This is a genomic window from Streptomyces cinnamoneus (assembly GCF_014650495.1).
Classification (GTDB): Bacteria; Actinomycetota; Actinomycetes; order Streptomycetales; family Streptomycetaceae; genus Streptomyces; species Streptomyces cinnamoneus.
The window spans coordinates 464,521-486,454 of the sequence record NZ_BMVB01000002.1 but is presented as its reverse complement, the minus strand read 5'-3'; the positions used below and the strand labels follow the sequence as shown (position 1 = coordinate 486,454).

The window sequence follows — 21,934 nt, the reverse complement described above, 5'->3', positions numbered from 1 at the left end:
TGCCCAGGGCGCCCGCCGGTTCCCCGTGCCGCGGCGTTAGCTTTAGGACGAGCTCGTCGTCTCGTGATGTCTCGTGATGTGGAGGGTGCGGCCATGGCAGCAATGACTGGAGTCCCGGCGTCCCTGGTGACCGCCGGCGGCCTCGTCGGTGGGTACGGGGTCGCCCGATGGACGAAGAAGCGGCCGCTCGGGGGCCTGGTGCTGGGTGCTGCCGGTGTCGTGGCCGGCAAGCAGTGGCACGAGAAGGCCGGGGCCGGCGCCGCCGCTGCGCTGGGCGGGCTCTACGTCGCCGCGTTCGCCGGGTCGCACCCCCTCGCCAAGAAGGTCGGGGCCTGGCCGTCCGTTCTCGGTGTCGCCGGGGCCGTCGCGCTCGCCTCCTGGGCCGTGGAGCGGCGGGCCTAGCCACCCCGCCCGGCCGCCCCATCCCGTGCCCCACGCCTACGCCGACGCCTCCGTCAGCCTCGCCACCTCCGCCTCCGTCAGCTTCAGGTCCGCCACTGCCAGCAGGGACGGGAGCTGGTCCACCGTGCGGGCGCTGGCCAGGGGGGTGGCCACGGTGGGCTGGGCCGCCAGCCAGGACAGGGCCACGGTGGCGACCTCGGCGTCGTGGGCCGCCGCCACCTCGTCCAGGGCGGCCAGGACCTTGCGGCCCCGCTCCGAGTCCACGTACTTCGCCGCGCCCGCCGACCGCGCGCTCTCCACCGTCGCGCCCGGTCGATACTTGCCGGTCAGGAAGCCCGACGCCAGGGCGAAGTACGGGACCGCGGCCAGGCCGTACTCGGCGGTCACCGCCGCGAGGTCGCCCTCGTAGGTGTCGCGCGAGACCAGGTTGTAGTGGGGCTGGACCGCCACGTACCGCGCCAGGCCGGAACGGGCGGAGAAGTCCAGGGAGGCCCGCAGGCGCTCCGGCGTGATGTTGGAGGCGGCGATCTCGCGGACCTTGCCCTCCTTCACCAGCGCGTCCAGCGTCGTGATGATGTCCTCCACCGGCACCGACGTGTCGTCGACGTGCGTGTAGTAGAGGTCGATGTAATCCGTGCGCAGGCGGCGCAGGGATGCCTCGACGTCCTTCTTGATGGTGTCCGGGGCCAGCCCGCGGCGCTCCGGGTGGCCGTTGCCGACCTTGGTGGCGACCACGACGTCGGCACGGTTGCCGCGGGCGGCGAGCCAATTGCCGATGATGGTCTCGGATTCGCCGCCCTCGTTGCCGGGCGCCCACGCGGAATAGACGTCCGCGGTGTCGAGGAAATTGCCGCCCGCCTCCGCATAGGCGTCGAGGACCGCGAAGGACTGCTTCTCGTCCGCCGTCCAGCCGAAGACATTGCCACCGAGGGCCAGGGGGTGAACGGAGAGACTGCCGATCGTGCGGTGCATGTTGTCAGCCATGCGGTACGTCAACTCCCCTGCCGCGACTGTTATTCCGCGGGCGCCGGGGCCGGCAGGGGCTCGGGAGGGTGGACGGAGAGCGGGGGCGCGATGTCCTCAAGGGAGCGGCCTTCCGCCCGTACGGCCAGGAACGCGGCCACCACTCCGCCCATGCACATCAGCGCCGCGCCGATGTCGAAGGCCAGCACCGTGTCACTGACCACCCCGCTCTGCGTCAGCGCCGAGAAGAGCAGCGGGCCACTGATGCCGCCCGCCGCCGTGCCCACCGCGTAGAAGAAGGCGATGGCCATGGCCCGGGTCTCCATCGGGAAGATCTCAGAAACCGTCAGATAGGCGCTGCTCGCACCCGCCGAGGCGAAGAAGAGGACCACCGCCCAGCAGGCCGTGAGCGTCACGGCGTTCAGATGACCCGCCCCGAAGAGCCAGGCCGTGCCGAACAGCAGCAACCCGGCCAGCAGGTACGTCGAGGAGATCATGATGCGCCGGCCGAGCGTGTCGAAGAGCTTCCCCAGGAAGAGCGGGCCGAGGAAGTTGCCGACCGCTATGACGGCGAAGAAATAGCCGGTGTGGGAGGTGGAGACGCCGAAGAACCGGGTGAGAATGGCGCCGAAGCCGAAGGTGATGGCGTTGTAGAGGAACGCCTGGCCGATGAAGAGGGCGAGCCCCAGGACGGCCCTCCTGCGGTAGTCGGAGAACACCGTGCGGGCGATGTCGCGGAAACCGAAGCTCTCCCGCTGGCGGAAGTAGATCCGGCCCTTGGCGGGCGGCAGCGGGACGCCCTTCTCCGCTTCGATCCGCTTCTCGATCGACGTCACCAGGCGTTCGGCTTCCTCGCCCCGGCCATGGATGAACAGCCAGCGCGGACTTTCCGGTACCTGGCGGCGTACGAGCAGGATCACCAGGCCCAGGACGACCCCGAGCCCGAACGTCAGCCGCCAGCCGACGTGCTTGGCGAAGATGTCCGTGTCGAGCATCAGTATCGACAGCAGCGACCCGGCGATCGCCCCGAGCCAGAAACTGCCGTTGATGATCAGATCGACCCGGCCCCGGTAGGCGCACGGGATCAGCTCGTCGATCGCGGAGTTGATGGCCGCGTACTCACCGCCGATGCCGAAGCCCGTGATGAAGCGGAAGGCGAAGAACCACCAGGACGAGAACGACAACGCCGTCATGGCGGTCGCGCCCAGATAGACGGCCAGCGTGACCATGAACAGCCTTTTGCGGCCGAAGAGGTCCGTCAGGCGGCCGAAGAAGAGCGCGCCGGAACAGGCGCCCGCCACATAGAGAGCGGCCGCCAGGCCCGTCACCCCGCCGGACGTGATCGACAGGCCGCTCCCCTGCTCGGAGAGACGGCCCGCGATGTTGCCGACGACCGTCACTTCCAGGCCGTCGAGGATCCAGACCGTGCCCAGACCGATCACCACGGTCCAGTGCCACCGGGACCAGGGAAGCCGGTCCAGGCGTGCAGGCACTGACGTGCTGATCGTGGGCGCGGTCGTCGTCACACGCTCTGATTTCCCCTTCGCGCGCAGAACATTCCCGACAATTCGGATCCGTGACGGCTATAACCCGGGTGCCTCGCTGCGGTTGCGGTGCCGTGGCCGTTCCGCTGCGGCCCCGGCCGTCCCGTCAGGGCTGCAGGCCCCTCGCGCGGAGCCACGACAGCGGGGCCACCGGCGACCCGCCTCCCGGCCGCACCTCCAGGTGCAGGTGCGGGCCCGTGACGTTGCCGGTCGCGCCGACCCGCGCGATGACGGTGCCCGCGCCGACCTTGCCGGAGGTGACCACCATCGACGACAGGTGGCAGTACCAGATCTCGGTGCCGTCCCCCAGCGTCAGCACGATCCGGTAGCCGTACGCGCCCGCCCAGCCGGCCTGCGTGACCGTACCGCCGCTCACCGCCCTGACCGGAGTGCCCGTCGGCGCGGCGAAGTCCTCGCCGGTGTGGTTCGCGGACCACATGTTCCCGGCCTGCCCGAAGCCGGCGGTGAGGGTGTACGAGGTCAGGGGGAGCGTGAACGAGCCGGCGGCCGGGGCTGCGGGCCGGGCGGCGGGGGGTGCCGTGCGCTCGGACCGGGAGGCCCGCTCGGCACCTTCGGGGCGTTCGGCCCGGGAGGCTCGCTCGGACCGCTCGGCGCCTTCGGACCGTTCGGCACCTTCGGAGCCGTCCCCCGCCTCCTCGGGCTGCACCTGTTCGCCCTGCGCCGCCTGGGCCTCCTGGGACGCCTGGGCTGCCTCCGCGTGGGCCGCCCGGGCCGCCGACGCCGCTTCCGCCGCGTGGGCCGCCGTCTTCTCCGCCGCCGCCCGCGCCTCGGCTTCGCGCGCCGCCTCGTCGGCCGCGCCCTGCTGGCGCTCGGCCTGCTGCAGGATCCGGGCCCGCAGCGCCTCGCCGGCGTCGGCCGCGCTGTGCATGGCCTCCACCACCGAGCCCGGAGCCGCCGGGGCGTCCGCGGCCCCGGCCGCCTCGTCGTCGGACGCGTCGCCGGCCATGAGGGGGCCGACCCCCGGGATCTTCTGGGCCAGGTCCGGCACGGATATCGCCGCCGGACGGTCCTGCGCGCTCGCCATTCCGCCGGCGCCGACCGCCGCTATGACGCCCACGCCCAGCACTGCGCCGCTGCGGGCCATCGTGCCGCCACGCTGCTTGACGACGCGGTGTCTGCCGCGGGCCGGCTGATCGGCCGCGAGGTCCTCGGAGGGGTCGTACGACGGGTCGTGGGAACTGTCGTCGAGAGCAGACCTGTTGGACGCCACGGAGGCGCACTCCCCCCAAAATCGATGGTTCCCGGTTTCGCCCACGGGATCCGGCGAAGGCGCACGGTGCCGCCCCTTGCGGCGGCTGCACAACCGCGCTGCGTTATCGAACGTTAATAGACATGATGACTGGATTCCAAGCCGAACGCCTGAATCCACACCGGGGCTTGGGAGCATTCGGGGCCCCCGCCGATCTGACCGTTCGTCATTTGTTATCCGACCGAACGCGGACGGTACAGGCGGTGAGTGCGGTGCGGAGGGGGCGCTCATGAAGGCAGGGGCGCTCATGAAGGCAGGGGCGCTCATGAAAGTGGGGGCGCTCATGAAAGTGGGGGCGCTCATGAAAGTGGGGGCGCTCATGAAAGTGGGGCGGGGCCCGATGGCCACCGCCCCACTCTCCTCAGGGTCTGCTCAGACCCTGCTCACTGCTGCTCGCTGCTCAGGCTGTCGTCGAGCGGCGGGGGCCGCCTCCGCCGTTGCGGCGCGGGCGGCCTGCGGCGTTGCCCGAGCGGGCGGCGCCGGCCGGGCGGCCGGTGGCACCCGCACGGTTGCCTGCGGCTGCGCCCGAGCGGTTGCCTGCGGCTGCGCCCGAACGGTTGCCCGCCGTGCGGCGGCCGGACTCGGTGGGGGTCTTGCCGGACGTCGTGGCGCCGTCCGTACGGCCGCGGCCGCGGCCACCGCGGCTGCCGCGGGAGCGGGAGGACGCCGGGGCCTGGGCCTGCACCGGCGGGGCGATGACCACGGGGACGCCGCTGGGCTCGCGCGCACCCGTGATGCGGGCGAGCTCCGCGTCCGCCGGGTGGACGTCGGCCACCAGCGGCTTGATCTTCGCCGTCACCATCATCCGGTTCATCTCGCGCCGCTCGGCCGGCAGCACCAGCGTGACGACCGTGCCCGACTCGCCCGCGCGGGCCGTGCGGCCGCCGCGGTGGAGGTAGTCCTTGTGGTCGACCGGCGGGTCGATGTTGACGACCAGGTCGAGGCCGTCGATGTGGATGCCGCGCGCCGCGACGTTGGTCGCGATGAGGGCGGTGACCTGGTCGGTCCGGAACTGCTCCAGCACGCGGTTGCGCTGCGGCTGGCTCTTGCCGCCGTGCAGCGCGGCGGCGCGCACGCCCTCCGACAGCAGCCGCTTGACCAGCCGGTCGGCACCGCGTTTGGTGTCCACGAACATGATCACGCGGCCCTCGCGGGCGGCGATGCGCGTGACGGTGTTCTTCTTGACCGTGTCGTCCGCGACGTTGAGCAGGTGGTGCTCCATCGTGGCGACGGCGCCCACGGACGCGTCGACGGAGTGCGTCACCGGGTCGGAGAGGAAGCGGCGGACGAGGCGGTCCACGTTGCGGTCCAGCGTGGCGCTGAAGAGCATCCGCTGGCCGTCCGGCCGGACCTGGTCGAGCAGGCGCGTGACCTGGGGCAGGAAGCCCATGTCGGCCATCTGGTCGGCCTCGTCCAGGACCGTGATCGCCACGTCGCCGAGGGCGCAGTCGCCGCGCTGGATGAGGTCGGCGAGCCGGCCCGGCGTCGCGACCAGCACCTCCGCGCCGCGCGCGAGGGACTGGGCCTGGCGGCCGATGGACATGCCGCCGACGACCGTGGTCATCCGCAGGTTGACGGCGGTCGCGTACGGGCTGAGCGAGTCGGTGACCTGCTGCGCCAGCTCCCGGGTGGGGACGAGGACGAGCGCGAGCGGGCGCTTGGTTTCGGCGCGCCGGCCGGCCGTGCGGGCCAGCAGCGCGAGGCCGAAGGCGAGGGTCTTGCCGGAGCCCGTGCGGCCGCGGCCGAGGACGTCGCGGCCGGCCAGCGAGTTGGGCAGGGTCGCGGCCTGGATCGGGAAGGGCTCGGTGACGCCCTCGCGGCTCAGCGTGGACAGGAGGCCCGCGGGCATGTCCAGCGCGGCGAAGGTGTCGACGGCCGGCAGCGCAGGCGTCGTGTTCTCCGGCATCGCGAAGTCGCCCTGGGGCGCGGCGGCGGGCCGGCGGCGGGTGGCCGCCTGCGACTCCTCGGAGCGGCGCGGGCGGGGGGCGCGGGCCGGGCGGGGGGAACGTGCGGGGCGTGCGGACCGGTCGGCACGGTCAGAGCGTGCGGCGGAACGAGTCATACGGGGACCTTCCCTCGATGGGGAGCGCAGCCCCCTGTGTGGGCCCTGTGAGGTCGGGCCTGACCATGTCGGACGTGCCGATGGGGCCCGCACCCAGTGGTGCGGGCCCCATCGTGAGGTTCAGCGATCGTCAGATGGTGACGATGTTCTCCGCCTGCAGGCCCTTCTGGCCCTGCGTGACGTCGAACGAAACCTTCTGGCCCTCGAGGAGCTCACGGAAGCCCGAGGAGGCGATGTTCGAGTAGTGGGCGAAGACGTCGGGGCCGCCGCCGTCCTGCTCGATGAAGCCGAAGCCCTTTTCCGAGTTGAACCACTTCACGGTACCGGTAGCCATGTTTGTCTCCTTAACGATGGGATGGGCCCCCAAGTCCGGAAACAGACCGGCGAAAACAAAAATGCGCCTTCGGCTACATAACCGTCAGGCGCACACGAGTTCATGGGTACCACAACTGCAACTCGAATGAGTGTAGCACGGGACCACGCCGGGGCAAGACCCCGTGCGTGGCCCCGTGCGTGACCCCGTGCGTGCGGCCCCTATAACTCCACCCCTTGGGCACGGGCGCGCCGGTCGGCCGCCACCTCCGCCTCCGCCTCGTCGAGATACACCTCACAGACGAGCCGGCCGTCCGTGGTCATGTTGTGTTCGAGCTCCCAGAGGCTGACCTCGCCCCCGCCCTCCAGCAGGAAGGCGTGCTCGTAGAACCGGCACCAGGTGGCGTCCCGGCCCGCGCTGCGTCGCCTGGGCTTGGTGATCAGCGCGATGTGGTGGCCGAGCGCGCCCTGGAGCAGCTCGCGCACCACCTCCCCCGGCCCGTCCGCGTTCTCCGCGCGCCGCAGCAGGCGGCGGGCGTGGTCGGGCGACGCCTCGGAGACGTACTCCCGGCGGGGCCGCGTGGGGCCCATCGCGAGCAGCAGCTCCTCCGCCAGCCAGGCGGGCAGTTCCTCGGCCTCGCTGCCCGGGCCGATGCCACCGCCGCCGATCCGGTCGTGCACCCGCCGCTCGGCGGCGTCGAGCGCACGGTCGTCGGCGTAGAGCTCGTAGAGGAACTGCTCCTGCGCCCCGGTGTCGTGCTCCAGCTCGTACAGCAGCAGGCTGCTGCCGTCCGCGAGCAGGAAGATGTGCCGGTAGGTGTTGCAGCGCAGCGGCCGGGGCTCGTCGTTGCGCTGGCGGTACGAGCGCAGCTCGGTCTGGTGCATCAGCGCGGTGCGCAACCGGTCGAGGACCGGCTCACCGATCTCGAACCCGTTCTGGGCCCGTTTCAGCAGCTCCTCCACCTGCTCAGCGGGCGTCGGCTCGCAGCCGGCGGGGCCGCCCGGCTCGCCGCAGCCCCTGCTCTCGCCCTCGCCCCCGCCCGCTCGCGTCTTCGCCATGCCAGTCGACCTCCCGACCTCGCCACACCCGCACCCACCCCGCGCCACTTACCGTAGCGGCGCGAACACGGCACGGGGGCGGGGTTTTCACCAACTGGCAGCCGGGTGCGGGCTGCTTCGCGCCGGTGCCGCGCGGGCCCGGCCGCCGGGCGCACGGCCGCGTCCGCGCCCGGCGTGCCGGCGGATGCCCACCACGTCGTCCGGAACACCTCCACCCGACGCACATGCGTACGACCCCTGGGGTGCCGTCCGCCGGGCACGCGCGCGTGCCCGGCGTCTAGGCCGCGTCCATTACGCCGCGTCCGTCATGCCGCGTCCGTCATGACGAGCGGGCCCTCGCCCGCGCGCCGGCCGACCCACCAGCCCAGCAGGGCCAGCGCCGACAGCAGCGCCCCCGCCCCCACGAACGCCTCCGCCGGGGCCGCGTCCACGGCGAACGGCAGCAGGAGCATGCCCACCGTGCCGGCCGCTCGGACCGCGGTCTGGTCGACGGTGAGCAGCCGCAGCCGGGCGGCCGGGCCGAAGCGGGACAGGTGCGTGCGCAGCGTCACCGCGCAGACGGGGAAGAGCAGCCCGGACAGCACGCACAGCCCGATCACGGCCGCCATGGAGTCCGCGACCCCCAGCCCGGCCAGCGACAGCCCGGCCCCCGTCCAGGCGACGCAGTACGTGGTGAGCCAGGGCCAGCGGTGCGGCAGGTGCCCGGTCAGCAGGTTCCCCGCCAGTCCGCCGGCGGCCGTGGCGGCGAGGGCCAGGCCGTATCCGGCGGCTCCCTGACCGAAGCGGGAGACGAGCAGCGGGGGCAGGCCGACGGTGGAGACCGCGGCGGCGAACAGGGCCACGCCGTGCACGGCGATGGCGACGCCGACCCGCCGGTGCGCGCGCAGCACGATCCTCGCCCGTACGACCTGCAGACCGTCGGTGGACGCCCACTCGTCCCGGGGCCGGCCGTCAGGGGCCCGGCCGTCACGCGCCTCGCCCTCCCGACCCCGGCCCTTCCCGTCCCGGGCATCGCCGGGCCGCCGCCCGTCCCGGACATCGCCGGGCCGCGCCCCACCAGGCCGGCCCCCGTCCTGCGCCCCGCCCTTCCGTACCCCGCCGTCCCACGGGTCCACTTCCCGCGGGCTCCGGGTCCGGCCGGCGTCCGGAGCGTGCTTGCCGAGCCTCGTGCGGCGGCCGAGCCAGCCGAGTGCGAGGGCCGAGACCACGAACGTGAAGCCGTCGATGGCGAAGAGCTGGATCTCGGAGACGAGCTGCAGCAGCACTCCGACGCAGCCCTGGCCGATCACGGCCGCGACACGCGCGGTCAGGTCGAACAGACAGCTGACCTGGGCGACCTCGTCCGGCTCCACCAGCTGGGGGATCAGCGCGCCGAGGTTGGGCTCGAAGACGGCACTCAGCCCGCCGAGCAGCAGCACGAGCACCAGCATGGCCACGAAGCCCGGCAGATCCGGTGACCACAGCAGCGGCACGCCCGCCGCCGCGGCCGCACGGCCGGCGTCGATCCAGGCCAGGCGGCGCCAGCGGGAAAACCGCGCCATCACCGTCGCCGACCCGCCGAGGACGATGTACGGCAGCGACTCGACGGCGGCCACCAGCCCCATCAGCGAGGACGAGCCCGTCGCCGCGTACACGACCCACATCGCGGCGAGCCCGTACAGCCGGTCGCCCAGTACGGACAGCGTCATCGACAGCCACAGCACGCGGACCGGTCTGCTGCGCAGCAGCCGAATATGCCTCACGACGCCATACCTCCGGCACATGTGATTCCGGGGCCCCGCACCCTAGGGCCGGCCCGGCCGCACATCCCCGGCGAACCCTCATGAACCAGGACCAACGCCCGCCGCCCGCCACCCGCACGGGTTGCGGTGTTCGCCTGCGGTCTCAGCACGTGGACCGGCCGAGCGCCCTATCGGATTCCCCACGCCCACGCGAGCCGCGTTCGCCTGGACGGGTGGCATGGTGCGCGCTTCACCCGCACGAACTTGACTGCCAGGAGTACCTGTTGCCGGATACGCCTCCGCCCCGGCCGGGAATCCCCGGCCGGGGCGGAAAGACGCAGGTCACCACTGCGCGGTGGCTGCCTTGCGGTAGGCCGTGTGGGACTCGAACCCACAACCAATGGATTAAAAGTCCCGAGGAGATCGTCCAGGAGGACGAGCCGTAATCCAGCTCAGCGACTCCGGCGCAGGTCAGCAGGGGTGCGACGTCCAACTGACGCAGGCTCATCCGGGCCCGTCCAAGGGCGTCCGTGCACGCACCGCTCACGCATTGCTCACGCACTTTGTGAGTGCTGACCTGCGCCTTTATGCCAGTCGGGCCCGCCCATCACTCCTTTGAGGGCCAATCTTCGCAGCCCAGGTCTCGTGCGGCCCGCCGCTCCCGCGATCCGGTCTCGTTCCAGCGGGCGAGGTATGACGTTTCCTGTTCGGGACCTGTTCGGGCTGCTATTCCGTAGTGCCGCGGCAGAGGCCCTCGACGCGGAACCACAGGCCCGGGGCGTAGACCGCATGGATGACGGCTTCCTCTCCCCTTGTGACTCGCAGGATTCTCAGGATGCCGCCGGGAAGTACGTCGTATTGGTAAGTGATCTCGGCGTTACCTTCGGCGGTGTCGTCGTAGGAGATATCCGCCGTACGATCGTTCGCGTATTCCTTCGGTGGACGGTTTTCCACCAGTTTGATGAAGACGCTCATGGGCCAACGGTACGGTCCTCTCGTGTGCTTCGCCCTCCGGGTTGAGGAGGTCGCGGAGCCCACCGTGTGGGGGCCCTGCTCGTGTGCAGGGCAGCCTGGCCGGGGGCGGAGCTTCCTCCACGCGGAGTTGACGCTGATCAGATCGAGACGGCAATTCACTGATGCCCTCAGGTCGCTGACCTGGGGGCTTGCTTGTACAGGGGCATGCACGGACTGTCAGACTTCGTCGTCCTGCGAGTGGTCGGCCGCCGTGTTCCGGCTGGTCGCCAGCCAGGATCGCGCGGGCTCGGCGGGACGCGTGGTGTCGACGGTGAGGTGGAGCCGGGTACCGCCTTCGTGGCCGGCCGGGTAGCTGCGTTGCTCGGTGGAGTCGAAGCAGCGCCGGAGGACTTCCGCGACGCGGCGGGCGGTCTCGGGGGACGCAGCGGTGATGCGAATGTCGGCGCGCCCTGCCGGCGGCACCGGCTCCGCTGGTATGGGGGTGGTGCGTGCGGACGTCATGGTCACTTCCTCCGGCCGGAGAACAGGCGGAGTCGCCTGCGGTCCCCGTGCGGTTGCTCGTGGCGGTTTCGGGTGAGGCGAAGTCCGGCGGGGTCGATGGCCGACCGTGGGCGGTTCCGGCTCCTGCTGTCGCGCCACGGCAGGACACCGCTGTAGCGGAAGCCCGCGATTCTTTCGTCGTGCTGGGCGTTGACCCGGTGGATCAGGAAGGCTCCCACAGCGATCATGATGATCACGGCGAGGGTGACGGCTGTCTGCACGGTTCTCATAGCCCTTGGGCGGAGCGCGGAGGCCCGGTCGGGTTCCCGGCCGGTGGTGGCGCGGTCCCACCCTCGGTCTCCCACTCCTCTTCGCGGTCCCGTGACTGCGTCGCGTCGTCGGCCGCTCGTTCGTCCTCCATCAGCCGGCTCGCGGTGAGGAGGCTTCCGGGGGTGGTCGCGGCGGACATCAGCCGGGCAGCTGCGGCCGGGTCGGTCTCCGGCGGGATGATCAGCAGGTCCAGGCGGTCCGCGGCGTAGGAGAACAGCAGGAGCTTGTGCGGGTCCTGCTCATTGGTGAACCAGCCCACGTGCACCGTGTGTCCGCCGACGGGAACCTTGCGCGGGATCACGGGCCAGAAGGCCGGATTCACCGTGACGCGGGTGACCCGCCCCCAGGAGTGGTCCAGCCTCTCCGCCAGTGCGGGGAGCTCACGGGAGAGGTCGCGAGAGCGGGGCCACCAGGCACCGTCCAGCAGGCCTGACGCCGTCCCTGGCGTCAGGGACAGGCGGGCAGGCGGCGAAGGGGCGTGCTCGTCGGTCGTCCTACGGTCGGTGGTGACAGCCATGATGCGAACCTGCCCCCGGGCTTGTCGTCGACTGCCCGGCGTTGTGACTCACCGGGAACGACACCCGCATGGAGGCTGGTGTACGAAGTGTTCCCGGTTTCCCCACCCTACTCCGGCAAGCGGTCCGCAGACCTTGCGCGACCAGGCGACTTTTCGGGAGCGGGCGTGCGACGGCCCTGTGGGCGAGCCCGCCGCCGGCCTGCGGAGTACGGTGGGATTGCTGCGAGCGGCTCGCCCGGTGACTGCGACGCACCCCGGACGCCGAACGAGCACGCTGAATCCTCGGAGACAGGCGAGTACGCCATGGCCGATTCCGACACCCCACGCCTCCCCGGACTTCTGCCGGACGCGATCCACCACGCCGTGAAACCCGGGACGGCCCTCCTGCGGCTGGAGACGACACGGGAGCGCGGGGGAGTCCTGGACGGCGCGTGGTGGCCGCGCTCCCGTGACATCGGCGCCGAGCTTCCCGGCCTGATCACCGCCCTGACCGAGCACCTCGGCCCCATCACGCGCGTCGGCCTGGACGCGAGCGCCTGGGAAGAGCTCCCGACCCGGCTGATCATCGAGGACCGGGTCGTACGCATCGATTCCTTCCCGGTCGGTGACGACACGGTCCTCATCACCCGGGGCGAGAACGATCACTTCGCCCTGCTGGTGGTCCCGCCCGACGCCACGCCCGACGCGGCACGTGCCGCGATGGCCAGGGCCGTACGGGCCGACAACATCACCCGGGCCGAACAGATCCTCATCGACACCGGCACCCCGCAGGCCTGAACGTCGGGGCGACGGCTCGGGTCAGCCGAGGAAGGACAGCCGGACCTGGCGGTCGGGGCCGCCCCGGTCGGTGGTCACCAGAACGACGGACTGCGAGGTCCCCAACTCCAGCTCACCACCCATCACGGGCAGCGTGGCGTGCGGCGGCACCAGAGCCGGGAGCATGTGATCACGGCCGGGGCCCGCACCGCCGTGACGGTCCCGCCAACGGTCGTCTGCGGGAAGAACCTCACGGAGGGCCGCCAGCAGGTCGTTGTCGCTACCCGCGCCGGTCTCGATGACCGCCAGGCCGGACGTCGCGTGCGGGGTGAAGACGTTCAGCAGCCCATCTCGCCCGTGAGCGACCTCCCGGAGGAACGCGGTGCACGCATTCGTCAGGTCGTGCATGGTCTCGGCGGAGCCGGTTGTCACGTCGACAGTGCGGGTGGTGAAGGTGCCGGTCATGGTTCACCAGTACCCGCTGTTCGGGAGCAGCGTTGACGGCTGGACGGGTTGTTCCGCGGGGACTCCGGTCGCCAGAACAGCCCCACCGCCCGACAAACCTCAAGAGCAGCCAGATCAGCCCTGTGCGTGACGTGGGGCGGGACCGGGCTGCGTGGGGAGGCCCATCCCCCGCAGGTACACCGCGCCGCCAGCTGACGGCGCGTAGCTCTCCAGCTTCTGCGCCTGCCACGGCCCGGAGCGGGCCGCCACAGTTCTGGAGAAGGGTCCTGGGGCGGCCGTGCCCCCTACCGTTGGACGCCCGACGAGTGGTGGGCCGATCCCCGGCGGTCGCTCGATGTACTCGCCGGAGTCCCCGGCGGGCGGACGACGGCCCGCGACCGCTGGGCGGCGGCTGCCTCAGCCCAATGCCCGGAACTGCTGGCTGCTAGGAGGGATGATGTCCAGGCTCGGGGTTGACGCGGCCACCAGCAGGCACGCGGCAGCCGGGGAGAGGCCGGGCCGGATGAGCTCCACCAGCTCGGGGGGCATCAGATCGATCAGTTCGCCGCCGTGCAGCGGTGACGAGGCGAACGTGGTCAGCCCGGCGGCGCGGGCCTGGACGAGCGGGCCCCAGCCGCCGAGGGACTGGCGGATCGGGCGGTCCATGATCAGGCTGACCGTCCAGGACGGCAACGCCCCCTCCACCGCGTACATGGGAACCCTCTCCGCCGACGGGCAGTGCCTGACCTTCTCCGACGTCGACCTGGCCATCCCCACTGGTGGCGCGCACCCGGCCAGGTGTGTCTGCGTGAGCACCGGCGATGACACCCCCTGGGCCCCACCAGCGGGGAGTTCTCCGTCGGCGGCCAGACCTCGCCGTCCACGACCATCGAGGTCATCTGAAGAACGAGCGGCCTCGCGTCTCCTGGTGACCGGGGACGCGAGCCCGGTGAAGGACCGCAACAGGTGGCTGCGCGCCCACGTGCGGGAATGTCGTTCAGCTCGTCAGTGCGTACCCGAGTCCCTGGTAGACCCATCCGGCGTCGGTCCAGCGGCGGGCGTCGAGGGTGCCGCGTGCGTCCACCAGTCGGTACTGGGCTGGCTTGGCGATGAGGAGTTCGGGGTCGGCGTCGGCGTACTGCGGCCAGTGGGTCAGGTGCAGCAGAACGTCAGCGCCGTCCAGAACCCGCTCGAAGTCGTCGACGCATTCCAGCTCGGGGGCTTGGCGGCGGACTGTGGGCAGGGCCTTGGGGTCGTGGATGGCGACCGAGGCCCCAGCGGCGTGAAGGTCAGCGGCCACGGCGAGGGCGGGCGAGTCGCGGACGTCGTCGGTGCCGGGCTTGAAGGCGGCTCCCCACAGGGCGACCCGGCGACCGGCGAGGCTGCCGTCGCACGCCTGACGGGCGAGGGCGACGACACGGCGCCGGCGCCGGATGTTGATGGCGTCGATCTGGTGCAGGAAGCCGACTTCGGGCACCCCGAGTTGCCTGCCACGCGCGATGAGGGCCCGGATGTCCTTGGGGATGCAGGAGCCGCCGAACCCGAGGCCGGAGTCGAGCATCGCGCCGCCGATGCGGGGGTCGTGGGCGAGGGACTCGGCGAGGGTGTGGATGTCAGCGCCGGATGCCTCGCACAGGGCCGCCATCGCGTTGATGAAGGAGACCTTCGTGGCGAGGAAGGCGTTCGCAGCCGACTTGGCCAGTTCCGCAGTAGCCAGGTCCGCGACGACCAGGGGCACCCCGGCCTCGGTCCACGGTGCCCAGACCCTCCGAAGCGTCGCTTCTGCCTGCCCCGCGCACGTGGGGAGGCCGACGATAATCCGGGTGGGGCGGGCGGCGTCTTCGAGCGAGGTGGACTCGCGCAGGAAGTCCGGCGACCACGCCACCGTCACCTGGGCGCCGTCGGGGGCGTGGTCGGCGGCGAGCCGACCCATGCGGGCTGCGGTGCCGACGGGGACGGAGGACTTGCCGACGATCAGGCAGCGGCCCGAGGCGCGGGAGGCGAGGGAGGTGATGGCGGACTCGATCGCCGAGAGGTCTGCGCCGAGCCCGCCGTCCTGCTGCGGGGTAGGCACGCACACGAAGTGCACGTCCGCGAACGCGGCGGCCTCCTCGTACGAGCCGGTGAACCTGAGCCGGCCCGAGGCGTGATGCTCGGCGACCGCTTCCCCGAGCCCTCGTTCGTCGAACGGCGCGAGGCCCTGGCTCAGGCGTCCGAGAACTGCGGGTGAGACTTCGACGCCGAGCACCTCGTGCCCGATGGCCGCGAGGGAGCAGGCGTAGGGGGCGCCGAGGCGCCCACAGCCGATCACAGTGACTTTCACGGGCTTGACCTCCGTCTTTGTGTGGCTGTGCTCGTTGGTGGTTGTGTGGCGGGCCACGACATCGCCGAGAGAAAGGCGCTTGCAGTGCGGATGACCGTCATTGGGTGCGGGCACCTGGGAGCCACGCACGCCGCCGCTATGGCCGAGATCGGACACGACGTCATCGGGGTCGATATCGACCCGGACAAGATCGAGACCCTCAACTCGGGCCGGGCCTGGTTCCGTGAACCCGAACTCGATGACCTGCTCGCCCGGCACGTCGGCGGGCGACTGCGGTTCACCACCGACATCCGGGCTGCGGCCGAGCACGGTGAGGTGCACTTCATCGGTGTCGGGACGCCGGACCTTCCCGACGGCAGCGGCTACGACCTCTCGCAGGTCTTCGCCGCCGTCGAAGCCCTCGCCCCACACCTGACCGGCCGGTGCCTGATCGTCGGCAAATCCACCGTGTCGGTTGGCACCACGGCGGCCGTCCGGAAGCTGATGCACCGTCTGGCTCCGGCCGGTGAGGCCGTCGAAGTCGCTTGGTCGCCGGAGTTCTTGCGCGAGGGTCACGCGGTCGCCGACACGCTCCGGCCGGACCGGATCGTGGCCGGTGTCTCCTCCCCGTGGGCCGAGAAGACCGTCCGGGAAGCGTTCGCCCCGATCGTGGACGCTGGTTCCCCCCTGATCGTCACGGACCCGGAGACGTGCGAACTCGTCAAGGGGGCCGCCAACGCCTTCCTCGCCACCCGCATCTCGTTCATCAACGCGATGGCGAACCTGTGCGAGGCCACCGGGGCGGATGCGGCCGTGGTCGCCCAGGCCATCGGCTACGACACCCGCATCGGACACCGGGCCATGAGCCCCGGTCTCGGATACGGGGGCGGCTGCCTGCCGAAGGACGTGCGGGCCTTCACCGCCCGCGCCGAAGAACTCGGCGTGGGCGACTCGTTCGCGTTCCTGCGGGGCGTGGACGCCATCAACCGCGACCGCCGGTCGCGCACCGTCGAACGGGTACGGGCGGTGGTCGGCGGGGAGCTGACGGGCAAGAGGGTCACCGTGTGGGGAGCGGCGTTCAAGCCGGGAACCGACGACATCCGCGACTCCCCGGCCCTCGATGTCGCCGACCGCTTGCACGATGCCGGAGCGGTCGTGACGGTCTTCGACCCGATGGCCAACGCCAACGCCCGTGCCGGACACCCCGACCTGGCGTATGCGGGGAGCGCCATCGAGGCCGCCCGGGACGCGGCCGTGGTGCTGCTGGCCACCGAGTGGCCACAGTTCGCCGACGCCGACCCCGTAGCCGTCGGCCAGGCCGTGGCCGACCGCGTCCTGATCGACGCGCGCAGCACCATCGACACCGACCGGTGGGCGATGGCCGGCTGGACCGTTCACCGCCTGGGCAAGGGCTGACCGGTGCCGGATGTCCCGCGCCTCGTGGGCACGGGACACCCCTGCTTCAGCCACGGCGGCCGGTGATCAGCGCGGCTGTCGCCGTGTACTCGAACCGGCCAGACGGCTCGGCCACGATCAGCACTTCGCGTAACGCGTCCTCGAAGGCGCGCCGCTGGTCGCCGAGCACTACCGGGGAGGAGTAGGCGTAGGTCAGCTGGGCGCCGATCAGTTCCTCGGTGCTGTACGACACCAGGTGCTCGGCCCGTGTGACGGTGATCTGGTGGAAGGCCGAGCGCCTCAGCACGCTCTCGTGGTCTCCCTCGGGTACCCGGTAGGACTCACGTGGGCCGGCTGCCGGGGCGGTGCCGACGAACCGGGCTCGCACCTGGCCGATGAGCTCGTGCCACCACGGCCGTGGGGCACCGGCGGCGTGCGAGCACAGCAGGGCGACGAACCCGCCCGGTGCCGTCACCTCGTCCAGTTGCCGCAGGACCTGTTCGCGGTCCATCCAGTGGAAGGCATCGGCGGCCACCGCCCCGGAGACCCCACGTACTCCGGGGAGGCAGGCCACGTTCTCCGCGGTGGCCTGGCGCCAGTCGGTGCCGGACAGCCCGCGTTCCTTCTCCTCTGCGCGGGCGGCGTCCAGCATCTCCGGGCTCGGGTCGAGGGCGATGACGTCGACGCCGCGTACGGCCAGGTCCAAGGAGACGGGGCCGGGGCCGCACCCCAGGTCGAGCATCCGGGGGGCCGCCGTGTGCTCGTGGGCCATGGACGCGATCAGGTCCAGCAGGACCGGCGGGTGCGGGCGCCGGTAGCGGACGTACCAGGACGCCGTGGTGGAGAAGATCTCCGAGGGCTTTCGGTACGGGGTGGGGTGGTCGGTCGTTTCGGTCATGGGAAGTGCACCTCCGATGGTCGGTGGTGTGCTGAGCGGCAAGGGCGCCGACAGCGTGGCCGTCGGCGGGCCGCGGTGGTCACTCCTGCGTGAGGTCCGGGAGCGAGATCCCGGAAGGCAGATGCGGGGCCTTGCCGACGTGCTCTTGGCAGGCCATCAGGCCCAGGCACGCGACGGTGGCGGCGATGCCGAGGCCGTAGACCCAGGCCGCGATGGTCCCGACGAGATCGACGGGCTTGCGGAGCCGTCGACGGGGGTGGTGCTGTGCGTGGTGGCTCACAGGCGCGAGTCCTTCCAGGCATGCGTGATCGGCCCGACACTGAGCGTGTGGCCTAGGCCGTAAGGATGCTCGGCCTAGGCCACTCAATGCAAGACCAAGGAGTGACCTAGTACACTCAACTGACCTAGGCCACACCACACTTGGGAGCCGCCGCCGTGAACAACGTTCCGGAATCCGCAAACCCGACCGAGGCCCAGCACCCCTACATGCGCCTCGCGGCCGAGTTCCGCCGCCGCATCCTCGACGGCGAACTCCCCGAGGGCACCAAGCTCCCCAACCACCGCACCCTCGCCGCCGAACACGGCGTCGCCGTCGCCACCCTGCAAAAGGCCCTCGGACAGCTCCAGGTCGAGGGCTACATCCGCACCAGCCAGCGCGGCACCTACATCGCCAACGCGCCGAAGGCCGGGTCCTCCGGCTACGACCGCATCACCCGCGTCCTGCGGACCGGCAGCGTCCTGGGCGACGGCGAAAGCGTCATCGTCACCGAAGCCCACCTCGTCGCCCCGCCCCTGTACGTCGCCGACATCTTCGACCTCGACGAAGGCGACCAAGTCGTACGCCGCCAGTGGCACACCGGCCGGGGTCAGCAGCGGCTCATGCTCGCGGTCACCTGGTACCCGGCCGAGTTCGCCGTCTCCGTGCCCGACCTGCTTTCCACCGCCGCAGGCAAGGCCCCGGGCCTGCTGCCGCGCATCATCGAAGCCACCGGCCGGCGCCCCGTCGAAGGGCGCGACGACATGCACGCCCGGGACGCCGAGCCCCGCGAAGCCGACTTCCTCGGGCTGAAGACCGGCACGCCGATACTCGCCGGAGCCCACCGCCTGTGGGACGACCAAGGAATCATCGAGTACGGCGAATGGTGCCTGCCGTACCGCCACGTCATCGGCTACGAGTACCGGTTCGACGCCGCCCCCGACCAGAGGTGAGCGATGGTCCGAGCGCCGGTGATGTGTTGAAGCCGATGCACGGATGAAGGCGCATACCGCGAGGCAGCAGCACGAACAGCATGTGGGTTCGCTCACACCACACGGGTGACGAAGTTGGCCCAGGCCGACGGGTGGCGGGCCGAAAACTGTCGCATATAGGAAAACTGTCAGACGGACCTTTATTTTGCCGTTTGGGAGGGCAGCCCACCGGTTCTGCGGCACTGATTCGGACCCAACAATGTCAGTGGTCCGTGCTATTCGCGCGCGTGCGCGCGCAGTCGCGACCGGTCGCGAAGCGATGCGCTGGCTGGGGGGGGGACGTGGGGGGACGCTGCTCTTCCATGTCTCCTCTCCCTTTCTTTCCCCACCTTTTTCAGAACAGAGAAGACAGGGGGATAGAGCGTCCCCGCGTACCCCTCCAACGGAGCCGAGCGGGCCAGAGCCTCCACATTCCCTGCTCCCCCGCCTTCTGGGGCGTGTCGTGCCAGCGGGTGACTGTCCCCTGAGCGTCCCCCTCTTGACCGTGATCGTCCCCCGGGTACACCTGCGCCCCGGGAGCCGTTCGCTTCCCGGGGCGGGGGTCGACCGCTACGCCGCCTACGTCTCAGCGGTGATCGTGTACTTCCTGCCGTTCTTGTTGCTCTTGGAGCGTGTGATGTAGATGCCGCGCTGTCGCAGCGACGGCGCCGCGGTGTTGAGGCACGCGCTCAGCGATGCTGCTGTGCGCGGGAAGGGTTCTCCTGGGCGCACACGCCCGGAGAGGAAACCGTGCAAGTCGGTCATGGTTCCGGACCAGCCTTCGCGCGGAAACGACGGTCCGAGGGCCCAGGTACACAGCGCGACGATGGCCGGATCGCCGTCGAGGACCGCGTCCACGAGGTCCCTTTGGGCTCCGTCGTACGTGCTGGTGCCCGACCAGCCGGTCACCCTGTCGAGTGCGTACAAGATCTCGTAGAAGTCGGCCATGCGGGGGCGGTGGGTGAGATCGGCAGCGGCCTGGGGCAGCTCGGCCCAGACGAGGGCGGCCAGGTCCAGCATCGCCCCGAGGATCTCGGGGTGCGCCCGCTCGTACCCGCCCCACAGGTCCGTGATGGTCCGCCGCTTGGTGATGGGCCTGAGTTCGAGCGGCATCATGCGCTCGGAGAGGTCCGATTTCAGTGCGCCCACGTCGATGCCGGTGAGCAGGATGGGGCGCTCGAAGGCCAGCACGCTGACGTCGTTGTCGCTGTAGAGCGCGCGGCTGACGTCCGCGCTGCCGGTGACCACCCGGCTCAGGAATTCGGAGAGCTTGAGCGGGATGCTCAAAAGGTTGTCGAACGGCAGGGTCCAGCCGGCCGTTGCCGTGACGCTGAGGTCCCTGTCGTTCGTCGGTGCCTGGCGCAGCGGGGTGCGGGGGCCGTCGAGCAGACCGACGAGCATGCGGCCGGAAGTGGTCTTGCCAGTGCCTTGCTCGCCCGTGAGGTAGGCGATCGGCCGGGGAATGCTCGGCCGCAGGGCGGCGAGCAGCCAAGCGACGGCCAGGGGCAGGGTCTTCTCGGTGAACGGCAGCAGTTCGGCGAAAGCCTCCATACCCGCTCGCCATCCGCCCGTAGGGCTTACTGGGAGAGGCAGCCGGCCCACGAGCTTGGTGCGTCGCCACACAGGACCGGTCGAGGGGTCGGGGTAGGTGAGGGTCCACTCGCCGGGGGCAATGCGGACCGACTGACCGTCGGCCCGGCCGAGGTCGAGCCAGGTCACGTTGGGATCGTCGGGGTCGGGCGCGACGCGCAGCCAGAGCTGGGATTCGGGTGCGTCACAGGCCAGCGCGTCGAGTGCGGCGATGGCGTCAGCCAGGGCGCTCTGCGACGGAGGGTGGTTGTAGGTGGTGAGGTAATCACGGATCAGGTGCTGGCGCAGGCTGCCGGAGGCGCTGTGGGCCTTGGCACGCAGCGGGACGGCGATGGCGGGACCGTTCTCCGGGACGGCGTAGGGTTCGCCGTCGCTTTCGTTGCGGAAGTAGCGGAATCCGTTCTCGCCGATGAGGCGGAGCAGTTCGGCCTGCGGCGGCTTCCTATGCCGACCCTGCGGCGCCCGGCTTTCCGCCTCGGCGTACGCGTCTCGTCCGCCGGGGATGGCAACGAGAGCCCGCGCTATGGCTGCCGCGTCGTACGGCTGGGACATCGTCATGCGGCGGCCCCCAGTGTGCGCGGCTGGCGGGCCCCGGCGGAGGGGCCGGAGCGGATGGCCGCCTGGGCTTCCTTCTCGGGCAGGCCCGCATGGTGGGCAGCGTCGAGCAGCGCATCGGTGACCTGGGCTCGGTCGAGGCCGGCCGGGGTGATCAGGGTGCCCAGGCTGAACGCGGCCCGGTTCAGGGTGTCGTTGCGCGTGCCGGAGGCCGCCTCTGCGACTGCGCGCAGCTCGTCACGTACGGCAGCAGCCACATAGCCGCTGCCCACGCTGCAGCGCGTACGCCAGGGCAGCACGACGCGCGGCCGCTCCGGGCGCACACGGTGTCCGGTGCGGTCGAGGTCTCGGGCGAGCCACACGGGCAGTTCGGCGACCGTCCGGCAGTCGCCTTGCAGCGTGTACCGGCCCGCTCGGGTGGCGGTGCCCGGTGCCACGGCGTACGACGAGCCGGCACGGACGTCGAGCTGCCAGCCGAGCGCGCCGACGAGCGGGCGCCACGTCGTGCCAGCGGGGGCGCGGAACCAGAGGTGCACGCCTCCCGAGGGGGTCCGCACCGTGAAGGTGGGTGTTCCCTCGGGATAGCGGGCGCGGCGCGCTTCGCAGAGCAGGGCGAGGACGTCGCGGCCGTCGTGGATGCTGCCGGGGGCGAGGTCGTCGGGCAGGTCGACTCCGGGGAGCAGTTCGGCGGGATTCTCGGGCGGCTGTCCGTCGTGGCAGTCGATGTCGAGGATGACCAGGCCGGAGGGTCCAGCCGCGATACCGACTCCGGCGGCAGGCATGCGGGCCCACCAGGCGGTGATGCGTTCGGGGTCGGCTGTGGCGGCCAGGACGCCATGGCAGGGGCGGCCGACCTCGATGCATTCGCATCCGTGGCCGTCGTGCTGGACGTAGCGCGGGTTGGGGCGCTCCTTGGTTCCCGAGGAGCATCGGGCGCAGCCGCGCATCGGCACCTTCGTGCCCGGCGAGAGAGGGATCACATGCCAGCCCTGTGCCGCTGCCCACAGGGCGACGCGGCGCGGGTCGGGGGCGGTCGTCGTGCTCAAGCGGCTGCCTCCCCGTCGGCGGGCGACTGCCCGGGGAAGCAGGCGATGGTGGGCGTACCGGAGCGGTGGGTACGCTCGGTCACAGA

The 21,934-nt window shown here is 71.4% G+C and carries 22 protein-coding genes; 4 read left to right on the top strand and 18 right to left on the bottom strand.

The features are described 5' to 3' along the window. The first annotated feature begins 102 nt into the window (after positions 1-102). A complete protein-coding gene (locus IE182_RS04820) occupies positions 103-402 on the top strand; it encodes a hypothetical protein (protein WP_190108389.1) in 300 nt (99 codons plus the stop codon). 36 nt (positions 403-438) lie between these two features. Here IE182_RS04820 and IE182_RS04815 read toward each other — a convergent pair whose 3' ends face one another. From IE182_RS04815 to IE182_RS04765, 11 genes are all read right to left on the bottom strand, one after another. Next, on the bottom strand, positions 439-1,386 hold the full coding sequence (locus IE182_RS04815) for an aldo/keto reductase (RefSeq protein ID WP_190108341.1): 948 nt from the start codon (positions 1,384-1,386) through the stop codon (positions 439-441). Positions 1,387-1,415: 29 nt separating this feature from the next. Further along, a complete protein-coding gene (locus IE182_RS04810; RefSeq protein ID WP_229844561.1) occupies positions 1,416-2,858 on the bottom strand; it encodes an MFS transporter in 1,443 nt (480 codons plus the stop codon). 157 nt (positions 2,859-3,015) lie between these two features. Next, positions 3,016-4,140, bottom strand: coding sequence for a M23 family metallopeptidase (locus IE182_RS04805; RefSeq protein ID WP_229844560.1), 1,125 nt, complete (start codon positions 4,138-4,140; stop codon positions 3,016-3,018). Between the two features lie 439 nt (positions 4,141-4,579). After that, the gene (locus tag IE182_RS04800) at positions 4,580-6,241 is read right to left on the bottom strand and encodes a DEAD/DEAH box helicase (protein ID WP_190108338.1); all 1,662 of its coding nucleotides are present in this window, start codon (positions 6,239-6,241) and stop codon (positions 4,580-4,582) included. A gap of 130 nt (positions 6,242-6,371) precedes the next feature. Then, positions 6,372-6,575, bottom strand: coding sequence for a cold-shock protein (locus IE182_RS04795; RefSeq protein WP_109282060.1), 204 nt, complete (start codon positions 6,573-6,575; stop codon positions 6,372-6,374). Between the two features lie 200 nt (positions 6,576-6,775). Next, the gene (locus tag IE182_RS04790) at positions 6,776-7,612 is read right to left on the bottom strand and encodes a DUF6227 family protein (protein WP_190108337.1); all 837 of its coding nucleotides are present in this window, start codon (positions 7,610-7,612) and stop codon (positions 6,776-6,778) included. A gap of 305 nt (positions 7,613-7,917) precedes the next feature. Continuing rightward, entirely contained in the window at positions 7,918-9,354 is a 1,437-nt protein-coding gene (locus IE182_RS04785; RefSeq protein WP_190108336.1) for an MFS transporter, read from the bottom strand. A gap of 705 nt (positions 9,355-10,059) precedes the next feature. Further along, positions 10,060-10,308, bottom strand: a complete 249-nt coding sequence (locus IE182_RS04780; protein WP_190108335.1) for a hypothetical protein — start codon at positions 10,306-10,308, stop codon at positions 10,060-10,062. Between the two features lie 216 nt (positions 10,309-10,524). Beyond that, complete coding sequence (locus tag IE182_RS04775; protein ID WP_190108334.1) at positions 10,525-10,809, bottom strand: hypothetical protein; 285 nt, start codon at positions 10,807-10,809, stop codon at positions 10,525-10,527. Between the two features lie 2 nt (positions 10,810-10,811). Beyond that, a complete protein-coding gene (locus tag IE182_RS04770; protein ID WP_190108333.1) occupies positions 10,812-11,069 on the bottom strand; it encodes a hypothetical protein in 258 nt (85 codons plus the stop codon). A 5-nt stretch (positions 11,070-11,074) separates the two neighbouring features. After that, positions 11,075-11,635 carry a DUF5994 family protein gene (locus IE182_RS04765; RefSeq protein ID WP_190108332.1) on the bottom strand — a complete coding sequence of 187 codons (561 nt, stop codon included), beginning with the start codon at positions 11,633-11,635 and terminating at the stop codon, positions 11,075-11,077. 303 nt (positions 11,636-11,938) lie between these two features. Between IE182_RS04765 and IE182_RS04760 the strand changes: the two genes are divergently transcribed. Further along, positions 11,939-12,412, top strand: a complete 474-nt coding sequence (locus IE182_RS04760) for a DUF5994 family protein (protein WP_190108331.1) — start codon at positions 11,939-11,941, stop codon at positions 12,410-12,412. Positions 12,413-12,433: 21 nt separating this feature from the next. Here IE182_RS04760 and IE182_RS04755 read toward each other — a convergent pair whose 3' ends face one another. The 3 genes from IE182_RS04755 to IE182_RS04745 form a co-directional block, all read right to left on the bottom strand. Next, a complete protein-coding gene (locus IE182_RS04755) occupies positions 12,434-12,856 on the bottom strand; it encodes a YjbQ family protein (protein WP_189455800.1) in 423 nt (140 codons plus the stop codon). A gap of 396 nt (positions 12,857-13,252) precedes the next feature. Further along, positions 13,253-13,549, bottom strand: coding sequence for an aldo-keto reductase family protein (locus IE182_RS04750; RefSeq protein ID WP_190108330.1), 297 nt, complete (start codon positions 13,547-13,549; stop codon positions 13,253-13,255). Positions 13,550-13,832: 283 nt separating this feature from the next. Then, positions 13,833-15,158 carry a UDP-glucose dehydrogenase family protein gene (locus tag IE182_RS04745; protein WP_190108329.1) on the bottom strand — a complete coding sequence of 442 codons (1,326 nt, stop codon included), beginning with the start codon at positions 15,156-15,158 and terminating at the stop codon, positions 13,833-13,835. Between the two features lie 84 nt (positions 15,159-15,242). On the opposite strand from IE182_RS04745, the gene IE182_RS04740 reads away from it, so the two are divergent. Next, positions 15,243-16,553: a UDP-glucose dehydrogenase family protein gene (locus IE182_RS04740; protein WP_190108328.1), complete on the top strand. Its 1,311-nt coding sequence runs from the start codon at positions 15,243-15,245 to the stop codon at positions 16,551-16,553. 46 nt (positions 16,554-16,599) lie between these two features. Here IE182_RS04740 and IE182_RS04735 read toward each other — a convergent pair whose 3' ends face one another. Next, a complete protein-coding gene (locus tag IE182_RS04735; protein ID WP_190108327.1) occupies positions 16,600-17,430 on the bottom strand; it encodes a class I SAM-dependent methyltransferase in 831 nt (276 codons plus the stop codon). Between the two features lie 79 nt (positions 17,431-17,509). Next, the gene (locus tag IE182_RS04730; RefSeq protein ID WP_190108326.1) at positions 17,510-17,710 is read right to left on the bottom strand and encodes a hypothetical protein; all 201 of its coding nucleotides are present in this window, start codon (positions 17,708-17,710) and stop codon (positions 17,510-17,512) included. Positions 17,711-17,916: 206 nt separating this feature from the next. Between IE182_RS04730 and IE182_RS04725 the strand changes: the two genes are divergently transcribed. Continuing rightward, positions 17,917-18,639 (top strand): GntR family transcriptional regulator, encoded by a 723-nt coding sequence (locus tag IE182_RS04725; protein WP_190108388.1) that lies wholly within the window; start codon positions 17,917-17,919, stop codon positions 18,637-18,639. 597 nt (positions 18,640-19,236) lie between these two features. Here IE182_RS04725 and IE182_RS04720 read toward each other — a convergent pair. Next, on the bottom strand, positions 19,237-20,805 hold the full coding sequence (locus IE182_RS04720; protein WP_190108325.1) for an AICE element replication initiation protein: 1,569 nt from the start codon (positions 20,803-20,805) through the stop codon (positions 19,237-19,239). Next, positions 20,802-21,848, bottom strand: coding sequence for a bifunctional DNA primase/polymerase (locus tag IE182_RS04715; RefSeq protein WP_190108324.1), 1,047 nt, complete (start codon positions 21,846-21,848; stop codon positions 20,802-20,804). The genes IE182_RS04720 and IE182_RS04715 overlap by 4 nt, the downstream gene beginning before the upstream one ends. Positions 21,849-21,934 lie beyond the last annotated feature (86 nt).